At 66.0% G+C, this 19613-nt stretch carries 17 protein-coding genes and 1 riboswitch; of the genes, 7 read left to right on the top strand and 10 right to left on the bottom strand.

Annotated elements, in window-relative coordinates; genetic code table 11:
* Nucleotides 1–129 precede the first annotated feature (129 nt).
* The 4 genes from G4Z14_RS10335 to glmM all read left to right on the top strand — a co-directional run bounded on the left by G4Z14_RS10335 (nucleotide 130) and on the right by glmM (nucleotide 4343).
* Nucleotides 130–831: a cell wall hydrolase gene (locus tag G4Z14_RS10335; RefSeq protein ID WP_164625395.1), complete on the top strand. Its 702-nt coding sequence runs from the start codon at nucleotides 130–132 to the stop codon at nucleotides 829–831.
* A gap of 120 nt (nucleotides 832–951) precedes the next feature.
* Nucleotides 952–1860 carry a dihydroneopterin aldolase gene (locus G4Z14_RS10330; protein WP_164625393.1) on the top strand — a complete coding sequence of 303 codons (909 nt, stop codon included), beginning with the start codon at nucleotides 952–954 and terminating at the stop codon, nucleotides 1858–1860.
* A gap of 114 nt (nucleotides 1861–1974) precedes the next feature.
* Nucleotides 1975–3003 carry a dihydropteroate synthase gene (gene folP, locus G4Z14_RS10325; protein ID WP_164625391.1) on the top strand — a complete coding sequence of 343 codons (1029 nt, stop codon included), beginning with the start codon at nucleotides 1975–1977 and terminating at the stop codon, nucleotides 3001–3003.
* Nucleotides 3000–4343, top strand: a complete 1344-nt coding sequence (gene glmM / locus G4Z14_RS10320; RefSeq protein WP_164625389.1) for a phosphoglucosamine mutase — start codon at nucleotides 3000–3002, stop codon at nucleotides 4341–4343. Before folP ends, glmM begins: the two co-directional genes overlap by 4 nt.
* A 22-nt stretch (nucleotides 4344–4365) precedes the next feature.
* Here the strand turns inward: glmM and G4Z14_RS10315 are convergent, their stop codons facing one another.
* Both G4Z14_RS10315 and ilvC read right to left on the bottom strand, forming a co-directional pair.
* A complete protein-coding gene (locus G4Z14_RS10315; protein ID WP_164625388.1) occupies nucleotides 4366–6006 on the bottom strand; it encodes a calcium-binding protein in 1641 nt (546 codons plus the stop codon).
* Between the two features lie 132 nt (nucleotides 6007–6138).
* Complete coding sequence (gene ilvC / locus G4Z14_RS10310) at nucleotides 6139–7161, bottom strand: ketol-acid reductoisomerase (protein ID WP_164625385.1); 1023 nt, start codon at nucleotides 7159–7161, stop codon at nucleotides 6139–6141.
* A 126-nt stretch (nucleotides 7162–7287) separates the two neighbouring features.
* Here ilvC and G4Z14_RS10305 point away from each other — a divergent pair, with 126 nt between their 5' ends.
* Both G4Z14_RS10305 and G4Z14_RS10300 read left to right on the top strand, forming a co-directional pair.
* Nucleotides 7288–7746 carry an Lrp/AsnC family transcriptional regulator gene (locus G4Z14_RS10305; protein ID WP_164625384.1) on the top strand — a complete coding sequence of 153 codons (459 nt, stop codon included), beginning with the start codon at nucleotides 7288–7290 and terminating at the stop codon, nucleotides 7744–7746.
* Nucleotides 7743–8201, top strand: coding sequence for an Lrp/AsnC family transcriptional regulator (locus tag G4Z14_RS10300; RefSeq protein WP_164625382.1), 459 nt, complete (start codon nucleotides 7743–7745; stop codon nucleotides 8199–8201). Before G4Z14_RS10305 ends, G4Z14_RS10300 begins: the two co-directional genes overlap by 4 nt.
* A 233-nt stretch (nucleotides 8202–8434) precedes the next feature.
* Here the strand turns inward: G4Z14_RS10300 and glyS are convergent, their stop codons facing one another.
* From glyS to G4Z14_RS10275, 5 genes are read right to left on the bottom strand one after another with little or no spacing between them, the layout of a single operon-like run.
* Nucleotides 8435–10687, bottom strand: a complete 2253-nt coding sequence (glyS, locus tag G4Z14_RS10295) for a glycine--tRNA ligase subunit beta (RefSeq protein ID WP_164625380.1) — start codon at nucleotides 10685–10687, stop codon at nucleotides 8435–8437.
* 4 nt (nucleotides 10688–10691) lie between these two features.
* Nucleotides 10692–11369, bottom strand: coding sequence for an FkbM family methyltransferase (locus G4Z14_RS10290; protein WP_164625378.1), 678 nt, complete (start codon nucleotides 11367–11369; stop codon nucleotides 10692–10694).
* Nucleotides 11369–11848: a DUF6446 family protein gene (locus G4Z14_RS10285; RefSeq protein ID WP_164625376.1), complete on the bottom strand. Its 480-nt coding sequence runs from the start codon at nucleotides 11846–11848 to the stop codon at nucleotides 11369–11371. The genes G4Z14_RS10290 and G4Z14_RS10285 overlap by 1 nt, the downstream gene beginning before the upstream one ends.
* Before the next feature lies 1 nt (nucleotide 11849).
* A complete protein-coding gene (locus tag G4Z14_RS10280) occupies nucleotides 11850–12518 on the bottom strand; it encodes an FkbM family methyltransferase (RefSeq protein WP_164625374.1) in 669 nt (222 codons plus the stop codon).
* On the bottom strand, nucleotides 12515–13441 hold the full coding sequence (locus tag G4Z14_RS10275; protein ID WP_164625372.1) for a glycine--tRNA ligase subunit alpha: 927 nt from the start codon (nucleotides 13439–13441) through the stop codon (nucleotides 12515–12517). The genes G4Z14_RS10280 and G4Z14_RS10275 overlap by 4 nt, the downstream gene beginning before the upstream one ends.
* A 165-nt stretch (nucleotides 13442–13606) precedes the next feature.
* On the opposite strand from G4Z14_RS10275, the gene G4Z14_RS10270 reads away from it, so the two are divergent.
* A complete protein-coding gene (locus G4Z14_RS10270) occupies nucleotides 13607–15334 on the top strand; it encodes a peptidoglycan-binding protein (protein WP_164625370.1) in 1728 nt (575 codons plus the stop codon).
* A gap of 1 nt (nucleotide 15335) precedes the next feature.
* Here G4Z14_RS10270 and G4Z14_RS10265 read toward each other — a convergent pair whose 3' ends face one another.
* From G4Z14_RS10265 to metZ, 3 genes are all read right to left on the bottom strand, one after another.
* Nucleotides 15336–16784: a TrkH family potassium uptake protein gene (locus tag G4Z14_RS10265; RefSeq protein ID WP_164625368.1), complete on the bottom strand. Its 1449-nt coding sequence runs from the start codon at nucleotides 16782–16784 to the stop codon at nucleotides 15336–15338.
* A gap of 189 nt (nucleotides 16785–16973) precedes the next feature.
* On the bottom strand, nucleotides 16974–18062 hold the full coding sequence (folE2, locus tag G4Z14_RS10260; RefSeq protein ID WP_164625366.1) for a GTP cyclohydrolase FolE2: 1089 nt from the start codon (nucleotides 18060–18062) through the stop codon (nucleotides 16974–16976).
* 175 nt (nucleotides 18063–18237) lie between these two features.
* Entirely contained in the window at nucleotides 18238–19419 is a 1182-nt protein-coding gene (gene metZ / locus G4Z14_RS10255; protein ID WP_164625364.1) for an O-succinylhomoserine sulfhydrylase, read from the bottom strand.
* Between the two features lie 49 nt (nucleotides 19420–19468).
* Nucleotides 19469–19546, bottom strand: a riboswitch (SAM riboswitch).
* Nucleotides 19547–19613: the final 67 nt, after the last annotated feature.

The following is a 19613-nucleotide window of genomic DNA, read 5'->3' as shown; positions in this document are numbered from 1 at the left end:
TTCGTTGTAATTTTGCCACAGCGGTAGACGGCAGGGATTTCGGTCTTTAGGCACAGCGCCCGTCAAGCGGGAAACTCCGGTTGGCAGCCTTTTCGCCTTTGACTGAAACAACCGGGATCCCACAAGACAATGCGCTTGCACCAAATCTGGACTGCCGCGATTCTCGCGCTTGGCGTCCACAGCGGAGCGGCCTTCGCCGAAGTGACGGTGAGCCAGTCCAACGATCCGACACTCAAGATCGGCCAGCAATTCGCCAGCCTGCTTGATGCCGAACATAAGGCCCTGGGCGCGCTGCCCGAGGCACGCCGCACCGCCATCGCCATGGGGGCGATGCCGAAGCCTGCCGCCGACAAGGCCGCCCGCAAGACCAAGGCCAAAGGCAAGGCCGACGCGCCGGTCGAGATTTCCTACAGCCACGCCTTCCTGGCCGGGCTTGGCGCACCGGCGGGCGACGAGCAATGGCAGTGCCTGACCAAGGCGCTGTACTTCGAAGCCCGCGGCGAAAGCCTGAAGGGCCAGTTCGCGGTGGCCGAGGTCATCCTGAACCGGGTGGACAGCCCGAAATACCCAGCGACCGTTTGCGGTGTCGTCGAACAGGGCGGCCAGGGCGGGTGCCAGTTCTCCTACACCTGCGACGGCGCGCGGGATGTCATGGCCGACCGTCAGGCCGCCGACATCGCTGGCCGGATTGCGCGGGTGATGCTGGATGGCGCGCCGCGGACGCTGACCTATGGCGCGACGCATTTCCACACCCGCGCCGTCACCCCTGCGTGGTCGCGGCGCTTCGAGCGCACGGCCTCGATCGGCGCGCATATGTTCTACAAGCCGTAAGATCCCGAAGTCGTTTGGGTTGATCTTCATGCCGCCTTCGGGCTAGGCGAGAGGCGGGGCAGGCGTTAGCCTGCCCTTGTGATATCCGCGCCCGCCAGCGCCTGCCCATCGGAGCGCCAGATGACCAGCGACATCAGCCTCGCTTTCGCCCATCCCGAGGAACGCTCGGTCGCCTCTGCCGGGGCCGATCCGCGCGACCGGATTTCGCTGCGCGACCATGTGGTCGAGGTCGAGATCGGCGCCTTCCAGAAAGAGCGCGGCCATACCCAGCGCGTGATGTTCAACGTGGTGGTCGAGGTGCGCCCGGCCTCTGGCCCGCTGGATGACGACGTCGACAAGATCCTGTCCTATGACCGGATCACCGAGGCGATTGCCGACGAACTGGCGGCGGAGCGGCTGAACCTTTTGGAAACGCTGGCCGAACGGGTGGCGGAACGCATTCTGGCGGCGCCGCAGGCGATGCGGATCTTCGTGCGGATCGAGAAGCTCGACATCGGCCCCTACAAGCTGGGGGTCGAGATCGTACGCTCGCGCGCCGAGGCCGCGCTGCAGGTGATGGGACAGGACGGCACCGAGGCCGCGCTGCACCCGCTGGTGGTCTATCTCGACAATGCCGCGATTGCCGCCCCCGATTTGCCGGCGCGGCTTGATGCCTTGCAGGCGCAAGGCCTGCCAGTGATCCTGACTGTCGGCCTGCCCGACATGGTGCGCCCCCAGACCGGCCACAAGCCGACCCAGCGCCGGGTCGACATGCTGGCGATCGAACAGAACGCCTGGGTGCTGGCGGCGCGCGATCCGCGCTGCGTGGTGATGGCGACGCGGACCGAGATCGACTGGGCGGTCAAGCGCGGGCAGATGATGGTCTGGGCGCCGTCAAAGCTGGTGCTGGATGCCGTCGACGGCCCGCACTCGCGCGAGCCGGTGGCGCTGGCGCTGTGGCTGGCCGAGACCATGGCCGCCGAGCGGCTGGTCGTTCACGGCGATGTTGCACTGCCGGCGGGAAGCCGCGTGCAGGTGGAGCGGGCCTGAGGCTTCCCCCTTGCCGGGTTGAGACCTTGGGCTTAATCCCATGAGCTGAGCGCGGGCGGCAGCCCCCGGTGGGCCTTGCGCCCCCCGGACCCCCCGCAGGATATTTGCGCCAGTATGAAAGACCGGGGTTTGAGCCAGTATCTGCGTCCGATTGCCATGACCGATCCCGCCCGCCCCTCCGGCGCGCTGTCCCTTGCCGGCGGCTGGTGCTGGTTCGACCGGGTGGAGATCCTGTCGCGGCAGGCGCCGCCGCGGATCGTCGGGCTGGGCGATCTGACCGAGGCAGAGCGCGCCGGTCTGTCGACGTCGCGGCCGGCCTTCGGCGGCATGGCGATGGATGCGCCGCGGATCATGGGCATTCTGAACATCACGCCGGACAGCTTTTCCGATGGCGGGCTGTTCCTGCGCCCCGAGGCGGCCTTGATGCAGGCCCGGCGCATGGCCGCCGAGGCCGATATTCTGGATATTGGCGGCGAAAGCACCCGGCCCGGCGCGGCGGAGGTTTCGCCGACCGAGGAAACCGCCCGCACCGCGCCGGTGATTGCTGCGCTGCGGACGGGTGGGCTGGCCCTGCCGATCTCGATCGACACCCGCAAGGCCGCTGTGGCTGAGGCGGCCTTTGCCGCCGGGGCGTCGATCCTGAACGACGTGACCGCGCTGCGCTTTGATGCGGGCATGGCGGGGGCAGCGGCGCGGGCCGAGGTGCCGGTGATCCTGATGCATTCCATCGAGACGCCGGCGACGATGCAGGACGATCCGCGCTATGACGATGTGCTCCTGGACGTCTATGACGCGCTGGCCGAACGGCTGACAGTGGCGCGGGCAGCCGGAATCCCGGACGACCGGCTGGCGATCGACCCCGGCATCGGCTTTGGCAAGACGCTGGAGCACAATCTGGCGCTGCTCGCCCGGCTGAGCCTGTTTCACGGCCTTGGCGTGCCGGTCCTGCTGGGCGCCAGCCGCAAGCGGTTCATCGGCACCATCGGCGCCGAGGCCGAGGCGGCGCGGCGGATGCCCGGCTCGCTCGCCGTGGCGCTGGCCGGGGTGGCGCAGGGCATGCAGATGATCCGGGTGCATGATGTCGCCGAAACGCGGCAGGCCTTGCGGCTCTGGCAGGCGGCAACGAGAGGATATTCGACATGACGCGCAAGCTTTTCGGCACCGACGGGGTGCGGGGCCGGGCCAACAGCTATCCGATGACCGCCGATATGGCCCTGAAGCTGGGACAGGCCGCCGGGCGGTTCTTCCGCCGCGATGGCAGCACCGCGCATCGGGTGGTCATCGGCAAGGACACCCGGCTGTCGGGCTACATGCTGGAAAACGCGCTGACGGCGGGGTTGACCTCGACGGGCATGAACGTGCTGCTTCTGGGTCCGGTGCCGACGCCGGCGGTGGGGTTCCTGACCCGCAGCATGCGGGCCGATCTGGGGGTGATGATTTCGGCCAGCCACAACCCGCACCATGACAACGGCATCAAGTTCTTTGGCCCTGACGGCTTCAAGCTGTCGGACGAGGCCGAGCTGGAGATCGAGGCGCTGGTCGAGGGCGACATCCCGCCGGCCCAGCCGCAGAACATCGGCCGGGCCAAGCGGATCGATGACGCGCTGGGGCGCTATGTCGAATATGCCAAGACCACCTTCCCGGCGGGCCTGCGGCTGGATGGGCTGAAAGTGGTGATCGACTGTGCCAATGGCGCGGCCTACAAGGCGGCCCCTCTGGTGCTGTGGGAATTGGGGGCCGAGGTCATTCCGGTGGGCGTGGCGCCGAACGGCACCAACATCAATGAAAAATGCGGCTCGACCTATACCCAGACCGCCGCCGAGGCGGTGGTGGCGCATGGCGCCCATGTCGGGATCAGCCTCGATGGCGATGCCGACCGGGTGATGATCCTTGACGAGAATGGCCGGGTGGCCGATGGCGATCAGATCATGGCGCTGTTTGCCGCCCGCTGGGCCGAGGAGGGGCGGCTGCGCGGCGATACGCTGGTGGCGACCGTGATGTCGAACCTTGGGCTGGAGAAGTTTCTGGATGCGCGCGGCCTGCGGCTGGAGCGCACCAATGTCGGCGACCGCTATGTCGTCGAGGCGATGCGGCGCGGCGGCTGGAATCTGGGTGGCGAGCAGTCGGGCCATATCGTGATGACCGACTATGCCACCACCGGCGACGGGCTTCTGGCGGGATTGCAGTTTCTGGCCGAGATCGCCCGCACCGGCCTGCCGGCCAGCGCGCTGATCCAGCAATTCGCTTCGGTGCCGCAGATGCTGAAGAACGTGCGCTTCGAGGCTGGCAAGACGCCGCTGGAGGCCGAGAGGGTGCAGGCGGTCATCAAGGCCAATGAGGCGCGGATTGCCGGCAAGGGCCGCATCCTGATCCGCAAGTCGGGCACCGAACCGCTGATCCGGGTCATGGCGGAATGCGAGGATGAGGCGATGCTTGCCGAGGTGGTCGGCGAGATTGTCGGCGCGGTGGAACGGGCCGTCTGAGGGCCAAGCCTGCCGCGCGCGATCAGCCCATGAGGAAATCGGCCGCAGACAGGGCCGTTCCCGCGACAAGTCGGGCGAAAAGCACCTGATCAAGCGCCCCGGCCCCGTCGGCGTCAAAGAACAGCCGGCCCGTCGCGCGATCATAGATCAGCCGGTCATTGGCCTCTGCCGCCGCCGTGCCAAGGTGCAGATCGGTGGCCTGCACCGCGGCGCCAAGCACGGAAAACGCGGGCGCCACCAGCAGGATACGGTCACTCAGATGCTGAAAGTCGCCAAGCCGGTCGACATTGGTCGCAGCGTCAAGGCTGGTCGAGAAGGCAAAGCTGTCGGCACCAAGGCCACCGAACAGCGTGTCGTTGCCTTGCCGCCCGTCCAGCACATTGGCAAGATCGTCGCCCGTGATCGCATCGCTCCCCTGCCCGCCTTCGGCATGTTCGATGCCCCGCACCACATCGTGTCGGGCCTGCGGCCCGGTGACAGTGCCGGCGGCCAGATCAAGCGTCAGGCCGCCAGTGATGCCGCGATAGGACAGCGTGTCGCTGCCCGCCCCCCCGCGATAGGTGTTGGCGCTGCCAGCACCGCTGGCGAAGATGACATCGTCGCCGCCATCGGCAAAAAGGATGTCGACGCCGGCGCCGTCTGAAATCCGGTCGCCACCGGCGCCGCCAAAGATCGTGTCGCTGCCCAGACCGCCAAAAATCTGGTCGCGGCCCTGCCCGCCCCGCACGGCATCATCGCCCCCCGCCGCCAGAATGGTGTCGGCAAAGGCGCCGCCGTAGAAATCCTCATGGAAGAACTGGCCCTGCACCGTGCCGCTGGCCGAACGGTCCGAGACCAGAACATTGCGGGCAAACGCGTCTGCCGAATGAAATGACGCCAGACTGGCCCCCAGCGCGGCGTAGATCACCGACATCGGGGCGATGAGCCCGTCCTCGGGGCCGAAACTGGCCGAGGCGAGTCCCAGCAGGTAGGTGCCGGAACCGCCCTCGAAGGCCAAGGAGGCAAAGACCGGGCCGCCGCTGAAGCCGCCTTCCAGCGAAAGCGCCGCGCTGTAGAACACCAATGTCTCGCCCGAACCGATGATGTCGACATCGCCATTGCCGGTAATCTCGCCATCCGCCCGGCACAACGTTGCCCCGTCGCGGCTCGCGGCGGGATAGCCAAGCAGCGTGATGTCCGTGCCATCCGCATCGTCGAGATTGGCGAACAGCACCATCGGCGTTGCCTGCACCGAATTGAGATAGCCGGCATCGCCCGCGTCGATCGGGCCACCCGGCGCCAGGTCGATCATGGCGATATCGGCGCCGATGACCGGAGCGGAAAAGCTCTGGAACCGGTCCCGCCCCTCGACAAGCCGCTGCGCGGGGTCGTTGGTGGCAATGGACATCGTGACATCAGCGATGCTGGGCAAACCGCTGCCGAAGGTAAGGTCGAAGCGGCTGTCAGGCCGCACCCCGCCGCCGACAGTGCTGTCAAGCTCATAGAAGACATGGGCGGCGGTCAGGATGATGCCGCCGCCGATATGAATGCCGCTGCTTTCTTCGGCGGGGGACGCTTCGGGATCGCTGGCATCCAGCCGGTCAATGTTGACAAGACAGCGCGGGTCGATGCCGGGCGGGAGCTGCGAAAGGGAGGTCACGTCGGAAAAAGGGCTGACAGGCATGGCGAAATTCCTTGTGCGGCAAATGCCCGATCCTTGTCCGCCCTTGGCCAGCCGTCAAGCGCCGCAACGGCAAAAGGCCGGAGGTTTCCCCCCGGCCCCGTGATGCAGGTCGGGGTTCCCCCCGGCTCTGGTTCAGTTCCGCGACTTGTCGACCATCTTGCCCTTGGAGATCCACGGCATCATGTCGCGCAGCTTCTTGCCCACCAGCTCGATCTGATGCTCGTCATTCGAGCGGCGCGAGGCCTTGATCGTCGGCTGGCCCACGGCGTTTTCCAGCATGAAATCGCGCACGAACTTGCCGGTCTGGATGTCCGAGAGAACTGCCTTCATGCGGGCCTTGGTCTCGTCATAGGGCAGGATGCGCGGACCGGAGACGTACTGGCCATATTCGGCGGTGTTCGAGATCGAGTAGTCCATGTTGGCGATGCCGCCTTCATAGATCAGGTCGACGATCAGCTTCACCTCGTGCAGGCATTCGAAATAGGCCATTTCCGGCTCGTAGCCAGCCTCGACCAGGGTTTCAAAGCCCATGCGGATCAGTTCGACCAGACCGCCGCAGAGAACGGCCTGTTCGCCGAAGAGGTCGGTTTCGCATTCCTGACGGAAGTTGGTCTCGATGATGCCCGAACGGCCGCCGCCGATGGCCGAGCAATAGGACAGACCGATTTCCATTGCCTTGCCGGTCGCGTCCTGATGCACGGCCACGAGGCAGGGCACGCCGCCGCCCTTGGTGTATTCGCCGCGCACGGTGTGGCCGGGACCCTTCGGCGCCATCATGATGACGTCAACGCCGGGCTTCGGCTCGATCAGGCCGAAATGGACGTTCAGGCCGTGGGCGAAGGCAATGGCGGAGCCTTCCTTCAGGTTGTCATGGACGTATTTCTTGTAGGTCGCAGCCTGCAGTTCGTCGGGCATGGTGAACATGATGACGTCGCACCAGGCGGCTGCCTCGGCGATGCCCATGACCTTCAGGCCTTCCTTTTCGCATTTCGCGGCCGAGGGCGAGCCTTCGCGCAGCGCGATCACGACGTTCTTGGCGCCCGAATCGCGCAGGTTCAGCGCGTGGGCGTGGCCTTGGGAGCCATAGCCGAGGATGGCGACTTTCTTGTCCTTGATGAGGTTGATGTCGCAGTCGCGGTCATAATAAACGCGCATGGGCGTGTCTCCTTGAGTTGATGGGGGCACAATAGGGGGATTTGCGCGCCATCGCGTGCATAGTTTGACGCAGGCGCGAATTTCTGCGAATTGTCATTCGCCAAAATTCAGGTTGATGCAGATTTCATGCAAGTTGACGATACCGACCGCCGCATCCTGCGCCAAGTGCTGGCCGAACCTTCGGCCGCCCGCGCCGATCTGGCCGACCGCGCCGGGGTGACGGCGGCCACCTTTGGCCGCCGGATGGAGCGCTTGCGCGAGGCGGGCGTAGTGCGCGCCGTGCAGGCGGTGGTGGACTGGCGGGCGCTTGGCTTTGCGGTCGAGGTCTCCTTGCGCTTCACGCTCGACAAGACCAACCCGCGCGCCTTTGACGAGTTCATCGCCGCCGCCCGGGAGGTGCCTGAGGTGGTGGCGATTGAAACCTTCCTTGGCCGGGTCGACGTGCGGCTGAACGTCATCGCCCGCGACATGGCGCATTATCAGGAGGTCTACCGGGCGCGGATCCTGAGCTTGCCGCATATCGCCGAGGTGGACGCGCTGATGCTGATTGCCACCATCAAGGACAGCGAGGGATTGCCGCTGTGATTGATCTTGACGATCTGGACCGGGGGATGTTGCGGGCCTTGGCGCTGGAGGGCGATCTGTCGGCGGGGGAGCTCGGACGCCGCTTTGGCCTGAGCCAGCCCGCGGCCTGGCGCCGGGTGAAGCGGATGGAGGAGGCCGGGATTCTGGCCGGCCTGCGGGTGGAGGTGGACCGCGCCGCACTGGGGTTTGGAGTGACGGTGTTTCTGGGGGTGAAGCTGGCGACGAAGGGCCGGGTTTCTCTGGAGGATTTCGAACGCGCGGTGCAGGCGATCCCCGAGGTGCAGGTGGTGCAGCATGTGCTGGGGCTGTTCGACTACCGCCTGAGGGTGGTGGCCCGCGACATCGCCGATTTCGAGCGGGTCTTGCGGCGGCGGATCATGACGCTGCCGGGCCTTGGTCAGGTGGAGGCCAATGTGCTTCTGACCGAGGAGCGGCGACCGGGACCTTTGGGGTGAGGCGCGGCCCCGGCGCTTGCCGGGGAGAAAACAGTCCAGTGGACTGTTTTCAGCGCCGAACGGGCGCGCACACCTGCGCGCCCCGGGCTATCCAGGGCGGGAATATTTTCACCCAGGGCGCCCCTCCCCGCAGAGGGGGGAGGCGCAGGATAGGGGAAGGTTGGCGCCTTGGCCCGGCCGGTGAAGCGGGGCCAGCCCCGCACCCCGGGATATTTGCGCCAGTATGAAAGGCCTCAGCCTTCGATCCGGGTCAGGTCGGCCACGCCCGAGCAGATCGCCCGGATGCGGTGCAGAAGGTTCAGGCGGTTGCGCCGCACGATCTGGTTGTCGGAATTGACTTGAACCGCGGTGAAGAAGGCGTCGATCGGCGCGCGCAGGGCGGCCATGGCGGCCATCGCGGCGGGGAAATCTTCGGCGGCCATGGCGGGGGTGATGGCGGCTTCGGCCTTGTCCAGGGCGGCGAACAGGGCGCGTTCCTCATCGGTTTCGGCGAATTTCGGATCGGCGCCGAAGGAGTATTCAACGCCGTCCTTCTGTTCGGCCTGCGTCAGGAGGGTGTTGGCGCGTTTGTAGCCTTGCAGCAGGTTCGGGCCGTCTTCGGTTTTCAGGAAGGCCGCGAGGGCCTCGGCGCGTTTCACCAGCAGCGTCAGGTCGTCATTGCCCGGCATGGCAAGGCAGGCGTCGATGACGTCATGGCGGATGCCCTGGTCTTTCAGGAAGACTTTCAGGCGGTCGTGGAAGAAGGCGAGGAGGTCCGAGGTCCGACTGTCGGGGTTCTCCACCGTCGCGCTGATGGTCGCGCGAATGTCATCGCGGAAGTACTGGTAGTGTTCGGCAATCGCCGCGAAGATCGCCCCGGCCCGCGCGGCCACCGATCCGGTCAGGTCCTTGATGGAGCTTTGCCAGAAGCCGGCCGGCGCGCCATGGCCTTCGCCGACAGCGATGATGTTGCGCGACAGGGCAAGAAGCATCGTCGAGGCGAGATCGAAGCGCACCCCATTCCCCAACACCAACCGGATCACCCCCAGCGCGGCGCGGCGCAGGGCGAAGGGGTCTTTGCTGCCCGTCGGCTTCTCGTCGATCGCCCAGAACCCGGTCAGCGTGTCGATCTTGTCGGCCAGCGCCACGGCGACCGAGACCGGATCGGTGGGCACGGCGTCCGAGGGGCCGAGCGGCGAATAGTGGTCGCGGGCGGCGAGAGCCACGGCGTCGGGCAGGCCGGCGGCGCGGGCGTAATACATGCCCATCAGGCCCTGAAGTTCGGGAAACTCGCCGACCATCGACGAGCGCAGGTCGGCTTTGGCGAGGTTGGCGGCCTGTTCGGCGAGGTCCGCGTCGGCGCCGACCAGGGGCGCGATTTCACGGGCCAGCGCGGCGATGCGGGCGATGCGGTCGGCCTGGGAGCCGAGTTTGTTGTGGAAGGTCACGGATTTCAGCCCGTCCAGCCATTCGCCCATAGGTTCGGAAGGATTGGCTTTCGCCACCCGAAGGTCGTTTTCATAAAAGAACCGGGCATCCGACAGCCGGGCGGCCAGCACCTTCTGGTTGCCCTTCAGGATGGTCGCGCCATGGTCGGCGGGCTGGGTGTTGGCCACCGTCACAAAACCCTCGATCCGGCCGGTCTTGGGGTTCTTCACCGAAAAGAACTTCTGGTGTTCCTTCATCGAGGTTTGCAGCACTTCGGGCGGCAGGTGCAGGAAATCCTCGGCGATGCGGCCCATCAGCGGCACCGGCCATTCGACAAGGCCCGCGACTTCGGCCAGAAGACCCTTGTCCTCGACCACGTCCATGCCGGCGGCGAAGGCGAGGTTCTGCGCGCCCTGCCAGATCGCGGCCTCGCGCTCGGCCGAATCCAGCACGACATGGGCGCGTTTCAGCTTCATCGCATAATCGTCAAAGCCCGTGACGGCAAAGCGACCGGGCGACAGGAACCGGTGGCCCTCGGTGGTGTTGCCCGAGGCAATGCCGTCAACCGACATCGGCACCACGGCGCTGCCGGACTCGTCACTCAGCAGGCAGAGGATGGAATGCAGCGGGCGCACCCAGCGCAGGGCGCCCGCGCCCCAGCGCATCGACTTCGGCCAGGGGAAATTGCGGATCGCGGCTTCCAGCACCTCGGCGATGATCGCGGGGGCGGCGCGGCCGGGCTTTTCGATCACCGCATAAAGCGTTTCGCCCTTCTTGTCGGCGCGGCGTTCGAGCTGGTCCAGCGTCAACCCTGTGGAGCGCAGGAAGCCCTCGATGGCCGCGGCGGGCGCAGTGGCGGACGGCCCCTTGCGTTCTTCGCGCACCGGGCGGGACTCGGCGGTCAGGCCCTCGATGGTCAGGGTCAGGCGGCGCGGGGTGGAGAAGGCGCCGGCGGAGGCATAGGTGAGGCCAGCCTCGACCAGCCCGTTCGTCACCAGCGACTTCAGGTCCTCGCGGGCGCGGGCCTGCATGCGGGCGGGGATTTCTTCGGAGAAGAGTTCGATCAGCAGGTCGGGCATGGGCTCAGATCCAGTCGAGATTGACTTTGGTGATCGGGTATTTCGCCCCGACCGAGGCGCGCAGGGCGGCAAAGCGCGGGCGCAGGTGCTTGAATTTCTTTTCGTGGGTTTCGGCGACGGTCAGGGTGATCGGGTCGAACAGGCCCTGCCCGTCCATCGCCTCCAGCAGGTCAAGCTCCGCCCCTTCGATGTCCATCTTCAGGAAGGCGATCTTGCCGTGCCGGGCGATCAGGTCCTTGAGGAAGGCCGGAAAGTCGATGACCTCGACCGCAATTCCGCTGCCCGCGTCGATGTTGCGGCCCCCCGCGATCAGGGTGGAGCGCACTGAGGCGCCGTCCGGGTCTTTCTCCCAGTCGGCGTCGCGCATCAGGTGCAAGGTGCCCGCCGCGGCCCCGACGGCGGCATTGTGCAGCACCACATTCGGGCGGCCCGCCAGCGTTTCGGACAGGCGGCCGAAGGTGTAGGGGTCGGGCTCGAAGGCATGCACCGTGGCCCCGGTCTCGGCCAGCGGGCCGGAGATGGCACCAAGGTTCGCGCCGCAGTCGATCACCACATCACCGGGTTCCAGCATCGACAGAATGCCTTGCATCAGCCCCCGGGCATGGCTTTCGCGGGCGTCCCATTCCTGCGCCTTGCGGGCGCGGCGGGCGCGCTTTTCCTCGGGGCTGTGGTGTTTGGCCATCAGTTGCCCTCCAGCGCACCGGGGCGGAACTGGTGCCAGGCATAGGCCCGGCCATCGGCAAAGACCGCAACCACGCGGTCGACATCCGGGGCGATGCCCGCCTGCGACAGGAAGGCCAGCGCCTCGCCGTTTTCCAGCGCGGCGCCGATTTCGGCAGCGTCGAAGCAATCGAACCACGAGGGCGCGTTCAGGGGCTCGGCGCCTTCATAAGCGCGGTAGGTTTCGGTCAGCATGCCTTGGGTCAGGGGCGTCTTGAAACAGGCGCGGAACCGCAGCGGACTGGAGTCCGCGTCGATGCCCTGAACATCCTCGGCCAGAATGGCCTCCGGCTGGTCGCTCTCGATCGGCGTCAGCACGATCTCGGCGCCGGGGGGGAAGGCGGCTTCGGAATAATAGGCGTATTCCTGCAGGTAATAGACGGCCGCGCCGGTCAAGAGAGCAAACATCACGATCACCACAGCGAGTATCTTGCCTGCCATGTCAGTGCCAATCCCAGTTGATGACGGGTTTGGCCCGCCCCGCGGCCAGACGCTTGAGAGCGGCGGTACGCGAGGCAAGCTGAGGCAGCATGCGTTCATGGGTTTCAACGAAGATCTGGCCGATGCGGTCGGCAACCGGATCGGCCAGCAGCCGTTCGAGAAGCGCCACTTCGGCGCCTTCGATGTCGATCTTCAGGACCGCGACATCGCGGTCAAGGTCGCGCAGGAAGGCGACAAAATCCACCACCTCGACCGTGACGGCATGCGCGGCAGAGACGTTGCGCTTGTCGGCGATCAGCGTGGAGGAGGTCGTGCGCCGGTCGGGCGAGGCAGCGAAATCACGGTGGCGATAAAGCTGAAAACTGCCCGCCTTGTCGCCTGCGGCCGCAGCCACCAGGCGGGCATTCGGCCAGGGCGCGAGCCGCACGGAAAGAAGCCCGAAGGCATGGGGGTCAGGTTCGAAGGCGATGACGTCGGCACCGCTGCGGGCCATTGCCTCGGTAAAGACCCCGACATTTGCCCCAAGATCAATGACCAGATCACCCGGGCGCAGCCCGGCAACGGCCGCATCAAAGGCTGCAAAGGCCGCCCTGCGGGCGCGGGCCTTTTCGCCTGTGAGCTTGCGCATCAGATGCGCCGCCTCGCGCCTGATCCGGGCCAAGACCATCATGCGTCGGCCCCGGCCTCGGTCAGCCGGAAGGCGTCGGCGCATTTCTTGGCCAGCGCGCGGACGCGGCCGATATAGGCCTGGCGTTCGGTGACGGAAATCACGCCGCGGGCGTCGAGCAGGTTGAAGAGGTGGCTCGCCTTGATGGTCTGGTCATAGGCGGGATGCGCCATGATGATGCGCTTGCCGGATTTCGGGTCCTCGGGCGCGAAGGCCAAAAGGCGTTCGCATTCGGCCTCGGCATCCTTGAAGTGCTGGAACAGCATCTCGGTGGTCGCGCCGTCGAAGTTGTGGCGCGAATATTCCTCTTCGGTCTGGCGGAAGATGTCGCCATAGCTCAGCGGAATCGGGCTGGCCGGATCGTTGAACGGCATGTCCATGACGTGATCGACGCCCAGCACATACATCGCCAGCCGCTCCAGCCCGTAGGTCAGCTCGCCCGAGACCGGCTTGCAGTCATGGCCGCCGACCTGCTGGAAATAGGTGAACTGGCTGACTTCCATCCCGTCGCACCAGACCTCCCAGCCTAGGCCCCAGGCGCCCAGCGTCGGGCTTTCCCAGTCATCCTCGACAAAGCGGATGTCATGCAGCGAGGCGTCGATGCCGATCTCGCGCAGGGAGCCAAGGTAAAGCTCCTGCAGGTTGGCGGGCGAGGGTTTGATGATGACCTGATACTGGTAATAGTGCTGCAGGCGGTTGGGGTTTTCGCCATAGCGCCCGTCGGTCGGGCGGCGCGAGGGCTGGACATAGGCCGCCGCCCAGGGCTTTGACCCCAGCGAGCGCAGCGTGGTGGCCGGGTGGAAGGTGCCGGCGCCAACCTCCATGTCATAGGGTTGCAGCACGGCGCAGCCCTGCGCGCCCCAGTAGTTCTGCAGCCTCAGGATGATTTCCTGAAAGGATCGCGGGGCTTTGATCGCGTCAGACATGGCCAGCCTCTTGAAATGTTGCTTCTCCATAGGCAAGAGGCGGCAAAGGGTCAATGCGCCGGGGTGGTTTTCCGCGGGCATTGGGCCTTGCATTCGGGCTTGGCTCTGCGAAAGTCAGCCGGATTTGTCGAGGGCAAGGCGCGGGTGCCGCATGCTGGGGGAATGATGGTTTTCTTTCGTTTGGTGACGGTGCGGGCGCTGACCCTGACTACGGCTCTTGTCAGCGCGACCCTTGCAGCGGCGCAGGAGCAGGCCTGGGTGCAGATCGAAAGCTACCCGTCCGAAGAAACCGCCCGCTCGCGCGCCGCGGCCTATGCCGGCGAATTCCCGAATGTGCAGGTGTTTTCCGGCGGTGCCTGGCATGCCATCGTGCTTGGCCCCTATGCCCCGGAGGAGGCCGCAGGTGCGCTGACCGAGTTGCGCCGCGCCGGTCGAGTGCCGGGCGATGCCTTCGTGACCGATGGGGCAAAGTTCGAGGCCCCGGATCTCATGGCCGCCCCTGTCGCCCCCGAGGCCACGGCAGAACCGGAGGTGGTCGTCGCCCCGACTGAGGTGGCCGACGAGACTGTGCCAGAGGCCCGCGCCTCGGAAGCCGCGCTGTCCCGGGACGACCGCATGGCACTGCAACAGGCGCTGCAGTGGTATGGCTTTTACGACAGCGCCATTGACGGCGCCTTCGGGTCCGGCACCCGCAATTCGATGGCGGCCTGGCAGGAGGCCAGCGGGTTCGAGCCGACCGGCATCCTGACCAGCCACCAGCGCGCGACGCTGGTGGCCAACCATGCCGCCGATCTGGCCGAGTTCGGCTTTGAAACCGTGACCGAGCCAGAGGCCGGCATCGAGATCACCCTGCCGCTGGCTTTGGTGGCATTTGACCATTACGAACCTCCCTTCGTGCATTTCGGCGAAAAAGATGGCTCTGGCCTGCGGGTGATGTTGATTTCCGAACCTGGCGGAGTCGAAGCGCTGGCCGGGCTTTACGACGTCCTGCAGACGCTGGAAGCGGTGCCCGAAACCGGCCCGCGCGAGCGCAAGGAAAAGTCTTTCCGCATCGAGGGTGTCTCGGACAAGGTGCAGAGCCTCGCCTTTGCCGAAACCCGCGACGGCATGGTGAAGGGTTATCTTGCGGTCTGGACTCCGGCCGATGCGGCGCAGATGGAGCGCATCCTGCCGGTGTTGCAGGCCTCGTTCCGCGCCGTGGGTGACAAGGCGCTTGATCCAGGTCTCGTACCGATGGACGAGGCCACGCGGGCCGGGATGCTGTCGGGGCTGGAGTTGCGCCAGCCCAGATCCGTCGCCTCGGGCTTTTTCGTCGATGACATGGGCCATGTGGCCACCAGCCTCGCCAATGTGGCGGGCTGCGCGCGGGTGACGCTGGGACTGGAGACCGAGGCCGAAGTTGCCGCGACGGATGACGCCGCCGGGCTTGCCCTGCTGGCCGCCAGATCGCCGATGGCGCCGCAGGCCGTGGCGCATCTGGCCAGCGCCAGCCCGGTGGCCGGCGTCGAAGTGGCGGTGGCGGGCTATTCCTATGGCGAACGCCTGCCCGCCCCGGTCCTGACTTTTGGCAGCCTTGAGGCCGCCGAGGGTCTGACGGGCGAGCCCGGTTTCCTGCGCATTGTCGCACCCCTGATGGCAGGCGACATGGGCGGGCCGGTGCTGGACGGGGCGGGCAAGGTGCTGGGGATCGCCGTTCCCGTGCCCGAAGGCAGCGCCAGATTGCTGCCGCAGGGCATGGCGCTGGCCGCAGACGGCGGACGCCTTGCCACCCTCTTGCAGGGCGCCGGGATCGTGGCGGCAACGCCGGTCGCCGAAACCGCCGCGCTGTCGCCCGACGCGCTCAACGCCGCCGCCCTTGGCATGACAGTGCAGGTCGCCTGCTGGGAAAACTGATCTAGTCGCGCCAGAATCGGAGCAGGACCAGAAGCAGGATCGTCAGGAGGCCAAGGCGTCCCATGATCATGGTGACGATCATCACCCATTTCGACGCATCGTTGAAATCGACAAAGGTTCCGGTCCGGGCGACCATTGCGCCATAGCCGTAGCCGATATTGCCGATCGAGGTCCAGATCGCAAACAGCGCCGAAACCGGATCGGAGCCGAGCAGCGAAAGCGCCACCGTCATCACCCCGATGATGAGGATATAGCTCGTGACATAGAGGATCAGCGCCCCCGTCACGTCCTGCTCGATCGCCCGTCCGTCATAGCGCACGGTCAGCACCCGGCTGGGCGTGCCGATCAGTTTGATTTGCGTCAGCAGCGTCGCCATCAGGACCTGGACGCGAAACACCGTCAGCGCGCCCGAGCTTGACCCCGAACAGCCGCCGATCACCCCCAGAACCAGCGCGACCGCCATCGAAAAGCCGCCCCAGCCCCCGAAACTGCCCGAGAAGAAGCCGGTGCCCGAGATGATCGAGGCCAGGTTGAAATAGCTTTCGCGAAACGCCGCCTCAAGCGGCATGTCCGATCGCAGGACCTGCCAGACCGTCACCATGCCGACCGAGACCGCGATGATCTTGACATAGCCCCTGACCTGCCGGTCGATCAGCGGCGCCGACAGCGAGCCGTTCAGCATCTGGACAAAGCGAATGTAGGGGAAGCTGGCGAGAACCATGAAAGTTCCCCCGATGTATTCCGGCAGGCCCTGATATTTGGTGAAGGAGATGTCGGTCGGCGAGAACCCACCCGTCGCGATGGTCGCCATGGCGTTGACCGCGGCGTCAAGCGGCTCCATGCCCACCATGCGATAGGCCGCCATGCAGACCAGCGTCAGCCCGAAATAGACGATCACCAGCTGCCGCGCGATGTCGGTGGCGCGCGGCAGGGCCTTCCCGAACGTGTCAAAGCCTTCGGTGCGGAAGTATTGCATGCCGCCAACCCGCAGCACCGGCAGGAAGATCATGGCGACAAAGGCAATGCCCAGCCCGCCAAGCGAGTTCAGCATGCCGCGCCAGAGGTTCATGCCGGGGGGCAGCGTGTCGAGCCCGACGATCACGGTCGATCCGGTGGTGGTGATGCCCGAGACCGCCTCGAAATAGGCGTCGGTGAACGAAAGATGCGGCTCGCCCAGCATGAAGGGCAGCGCGCCGAACAGCGGCACAAAGCCCCAGATCGCCGCGGTCATCAGATAGGCCTGCCGCGCGCTCAACCCAAGGCCAAGCGCGTTCGAGGTCGCCACCGACAACATCAGCCCCACCGCTCCGGTGATGATCGCCGATTGCAGGAAATCCGCGCCATTGTGCAGCCCCGCACGGGCGTCGATGACAGCCGGGGCCAGCATGAGGATGGCCAGCACCACAAGCACACGCCCGACAACGTAGAAGATTGGTCGCAGGTCAATCATGGGCAAGGCATATTGGGTTTGCGCCCGCCCGTCAAAGGGGCGGCGCGTCGAGCCCGTTGCGGGCACTCCTTGCGCGAAGGAACAACCAGCGCCCGCAACCGCCCCCCCAGCGAGGGGGCCGACAGCCCGTCACGGTAACCCGACACCACGCCCAAGCGTGGGGGCACCGCCCGCCGGCAATCGCCGGTTTCAGCCGATGTGGAACAGGCTGGCAAACAGCCGCGGGTCGAGCGAGGTCGTCGCAAAGGTCGGCCCCTCGGTCAGCACCGACACCGCGTCATGGCTGTGCAGGCTTTCCTGATGGCTGGCGACAATGCGGAAATCGCCGATCCGGTCGTCCTTCAGCAGCGTCGCGCAGAAGCTGCGGGCGGCATCCTCGACGAAGATCGGGTTGGCGGCGTTCAGCTCGGCAAAGGCCTGTTCATCCTCGCGCTTCACCATCACCTGCGTTTCGGTCGGCACCGCGTGGCGGGCGATCTCGATCAGGTCTTCGAACCACAGGCATTTCGCGCCGACCAGCTCCACCGAAATCCGCGCCACTGAACGTTGCGAATGCGGCGTGGCCAGCTGGCCGCGCGTCATCCGGGCGTGTTCGGAAAGTTCCAGCGAGCAGGGGCAAGTCGAGGAATAGACAAAATCCAGATGCATCAGATGCTTGCGCTCGCCCGCCACGTCGACGAGTTCCAGCGCGATATCGTAGTACTGCCAGCCCGACAGGCCTGAGCGCAGGCTTTCCACCCGCATCGGGAAGGAAAACCGCATCTGGATGCGGGCATCGAACGAGTCCAGATCGCGTTTGTAATCCTCCAGCGCGTGTTCGATCACGCCAAAGGAAAAATCCTTCTCCGAATGGGCATAGAAGGACCGCATGATGCGGCTCATGTTGATGCCCTTCTTCTCCGCCTCAAGGCTGACGGTGCCGGTCACGCTGGTCTCCAGCACCACCGGATCGCCGTTGCGGGTCTTGAACCGGATCGGCAGGCGGAAATTCGAGATGCCGACATGCTGGATGGTCTGGCGCGCGCCGCGGATCAGGCTTGCCGGCCCGTTCTGCAGATCGGGCAGCGTCTCCTTGTAGCCCGCGTCGGCCTCAAAGTCCTGCGGGTAGTCGCGCGACAGGACCGGATAGCCCTGCCCCACCAGAGCGCCTGCCTGCGGATCAAGCGCCACGATTTCAGCCTCTGATGCCTTGGCCGCCCAAAGCCGCAGGGTCGCAAGGGCCGCCTCGGCATCGGCGCGGCGGGGATGCGTGTCTTTGTCGGACAGATGCAGGTTCATCAGGTTGTCCTTTCGGTTCGGGCGCTGCCGCGCCGTCAATGTCAACAGGAATACGGGCGCGGGGGCGGCCCGGATCAGTCCTCTGCGGGCAGGTCCCCGCAAGACCTGTAATGTAGGGCCCCTGCCCCCCGCAAAGAAGGGGGAAAGGGACAGCTTTCGCAGCGTTTGCGACAGCTCACACCTTGTCGAGCGCCTGTTTCAGGTCGGCGATCAGGTCGCCCGCGTCCTCCAGCCCCACCGACAGCCGGATCAGGCCCGGCGTGATGCCAAGCTTGTCCTTCATCTCCGGCGCAAGGCGCTGGTGGGTCGTGGTCGCCGGATGGGTGGCGATGGTTTTCGCGTCACCCAGGTTGTTGGAGATCGTGGCGATCTGCAAAGCGTTCATGAAGCGGAAGGCCGCGTCTTTGCCGCCCTTGATGTCAAAGGCAATCAGCGTGCCGCCCGACCCCATCTGGTCCATGGCGAGCCTGTGCTGGGGGTGGCTTTCCAGCCCCGGAAAGACCACGCGCGACAGCCGCGCATCGCCTTCCAGCGCGCGGGCCACCGTCAGCGCGCTGTCGGCCATCGCCCGGCAGCGCAGGTCCAGCGTCGCCATGCCGTTCAGGTGCATCCAGGCGGTGAACGGGCTCATGGAGCCGCCGGTATGCTTCATGTAGGTTTCCACCGTCTTGCGGATGAACTCCTCTCGCCCGCAAATCACCCCACCCAGCGCCCGGCCCTGACCGTCGATGTGCTTCGTCGTGGAATAGACCACCACATCGGCGCCCTGATCGACGGCACGGGAAAAGATCGGCGTGGCAAAGACGTTGTCGACGATCACCATGGCCCCGACTGCATGGGCGATGTCGGAGACGCTGCGGATGTCCACCAGCTCCAGCGTCGGGTTCGACATGGATTCGAAGAACACCGCCTTGGTGTCCGGCGTGATGGCTTTGCGCCATTGGTCAAGGTCGGCCCCGTCGACGAAGCTGACCTTGACGCCAAAGCGGGTCAGCACGTCTTCGAGGATGTAAAGGCACGACCCGAACAGCGCCCGGCTGGAGACCACATGATCCCCGGCCTTCAGCATTGACGTGAGCGCACCATTCACCGCCGCCATGCCCGAGGCGCAGGCGAAGGCGGCCTCGGTGCCTTCCAGCGCGGCGATGCGGTCCTCGAACATCCGCACGGTCGGGTTGCCGTAGCGGGCATAGATGAACTCATCCTCCCCGGCCTTGATGAAACGCTGCTCGGCCGCCTCGGCCGACGGGTAGGCAAAGCCCTGCGTCAGGAAGATCGCCTCGGCCATCTCGCCATATTGGCTGCGGCGGATGCCGTCATGCACCAGTTTCGTGCGCGTCTTCCACTCGTTCGTCATCGCAGGCCCCCTTGGCCAAAGAAAAACCCCGAAACCAAGGGGTCCGGGGCTGCGCGCATCCGTTTCCCTTTTAGCGGTTTGTTTAACGTGGCCCGCAATCCGGTTTCAAAGCGCCACGGGGAAGGGATACGCCTGTGGCGGGGAAAGGTCAACCGGGGGGGTGGAGAGGGTGTCAACGGGTTTGCGACTGGCCG

The organism is Tabrizicola oligotrophica (genome assembly GCF_011008935.1).
GTDB classification, from domain to species: Bacteria; Pseudomonadota; Alphaproteobacteria; order Rhodobacterales; family Rhodobacteraceae; genus Tabrizicola_A; species Tabrizicola_A oligotrophica.
Note: the sequence above shows the minus strand (reverse complement) of the source record. Positions and strands in the feature narration are given on the sequence as shown.

Coding starts and splice junctions, on each gene's coding strand:
- G4Z14_RS10335 (WP_164625395.1), top strand. CDS start 130: ATGCGCTTGCACCAAATCTGGACTGCCGCGATTCTCGCGCTTGGCGTC.
- G4Z14_RS10330 (WP_164625393.1), top strand. CDS start 952: ATGACCAGCGACATCAGCCTCGCTTTCGCCCATCCCGAGGAACGCTCG.
- folP (WP_164625391.1), top strand. CDS start 1,975: ATGAAAGACCGGGGTTTGAGCCAGTATCTGCGTCCGATTGCCATGACC.
- glmM (WP_164625389.1), top strand. CDS start 3,000: ATGACGCGCAAGCTTTTCGGCACCGACGGGGTGCGGGGCCGGGCCAAC.
- G4Z14_RS10315 (WP_164625388.1), bottom strand. CDS start 6,006: ATGCCTGTCAGCCCTTTTTCCGACGTGACCTCCCTTTCGCAGCTCCCG.
- ilvC (WP_164625385.1), bottom strand. CDS start 7,161: ATGCGCGTTTATTATGACCGCGACTGCGACATCAACCTCATCAAGGAC.
- G4Z14_RS10305 (WP_164625384.1), top strand. CDS start 7,288: ATGCAAGTTGACGATACCGACCGCCGCATCCTGCGCCAAGTGCTGGCC.
- glyS (WP_164625380.1), bottom strand. CDS start 10,687: ATGCCCGACCTGCTGATCGAACTCTTCTCCGAAGAAATCCCCGCCCGC.
- G4Z14_RS10290 (WP_164625378.1), bottom strand. CDS start 11,369: ATGGCCAAACACCACAGCCCCGAGGAAAAGCGCGCCCGCCGCGCCCGC.
- G4Z14_RS10285 (WP_164625376.1), bottom strand. CDS start 11,848: ATGGCAGGCAAGATACTCGCTGTGGTGATCGTGATGTTTGCTCTCTTG.
- G4Z14_RS10280 (WP_164625374.1), bottom strand. CDS start 12,518: ATGATGGTCTTGGCCCGGATCAGGCGCGAGGCGGCGCATCTGATGCGC.
- G4Z14_RS10275 (WP_164625372.1), bottom strand. CDS start 13,441: ATGTCTGACGCGATCAAAGCCCCGCGATCCTTTCAGGAAATCATCCTG.
- G4Z14_RS10270 (WP_164625370.1), top strand. CDS start 13,607: ATGGTTTTCTTTCGTTTGGTGACGGTGCGGGCGCTGACCCTGACTACG.
- G4Z14_RS10265 (WP_164625368.1), bottom strand. CDS start 16,784: ATGATTGACCTGCGACCAATCTTCTACGTTGTCGGGCGTGTGCTTGTG.
- folE2 (WP_164625366.1), bottom strand. CDS start 18,062: ATGAACCTGCATCTGTCCGACAAAGACACGCATCCCCGCCGCGCCGAT.
- metZ (WP_164625364.1), bottom strand. CDS start 19,419: ATGACGAACGAGTGGAAGACGCGCACGAAACTGGTGCATGACGGCATC.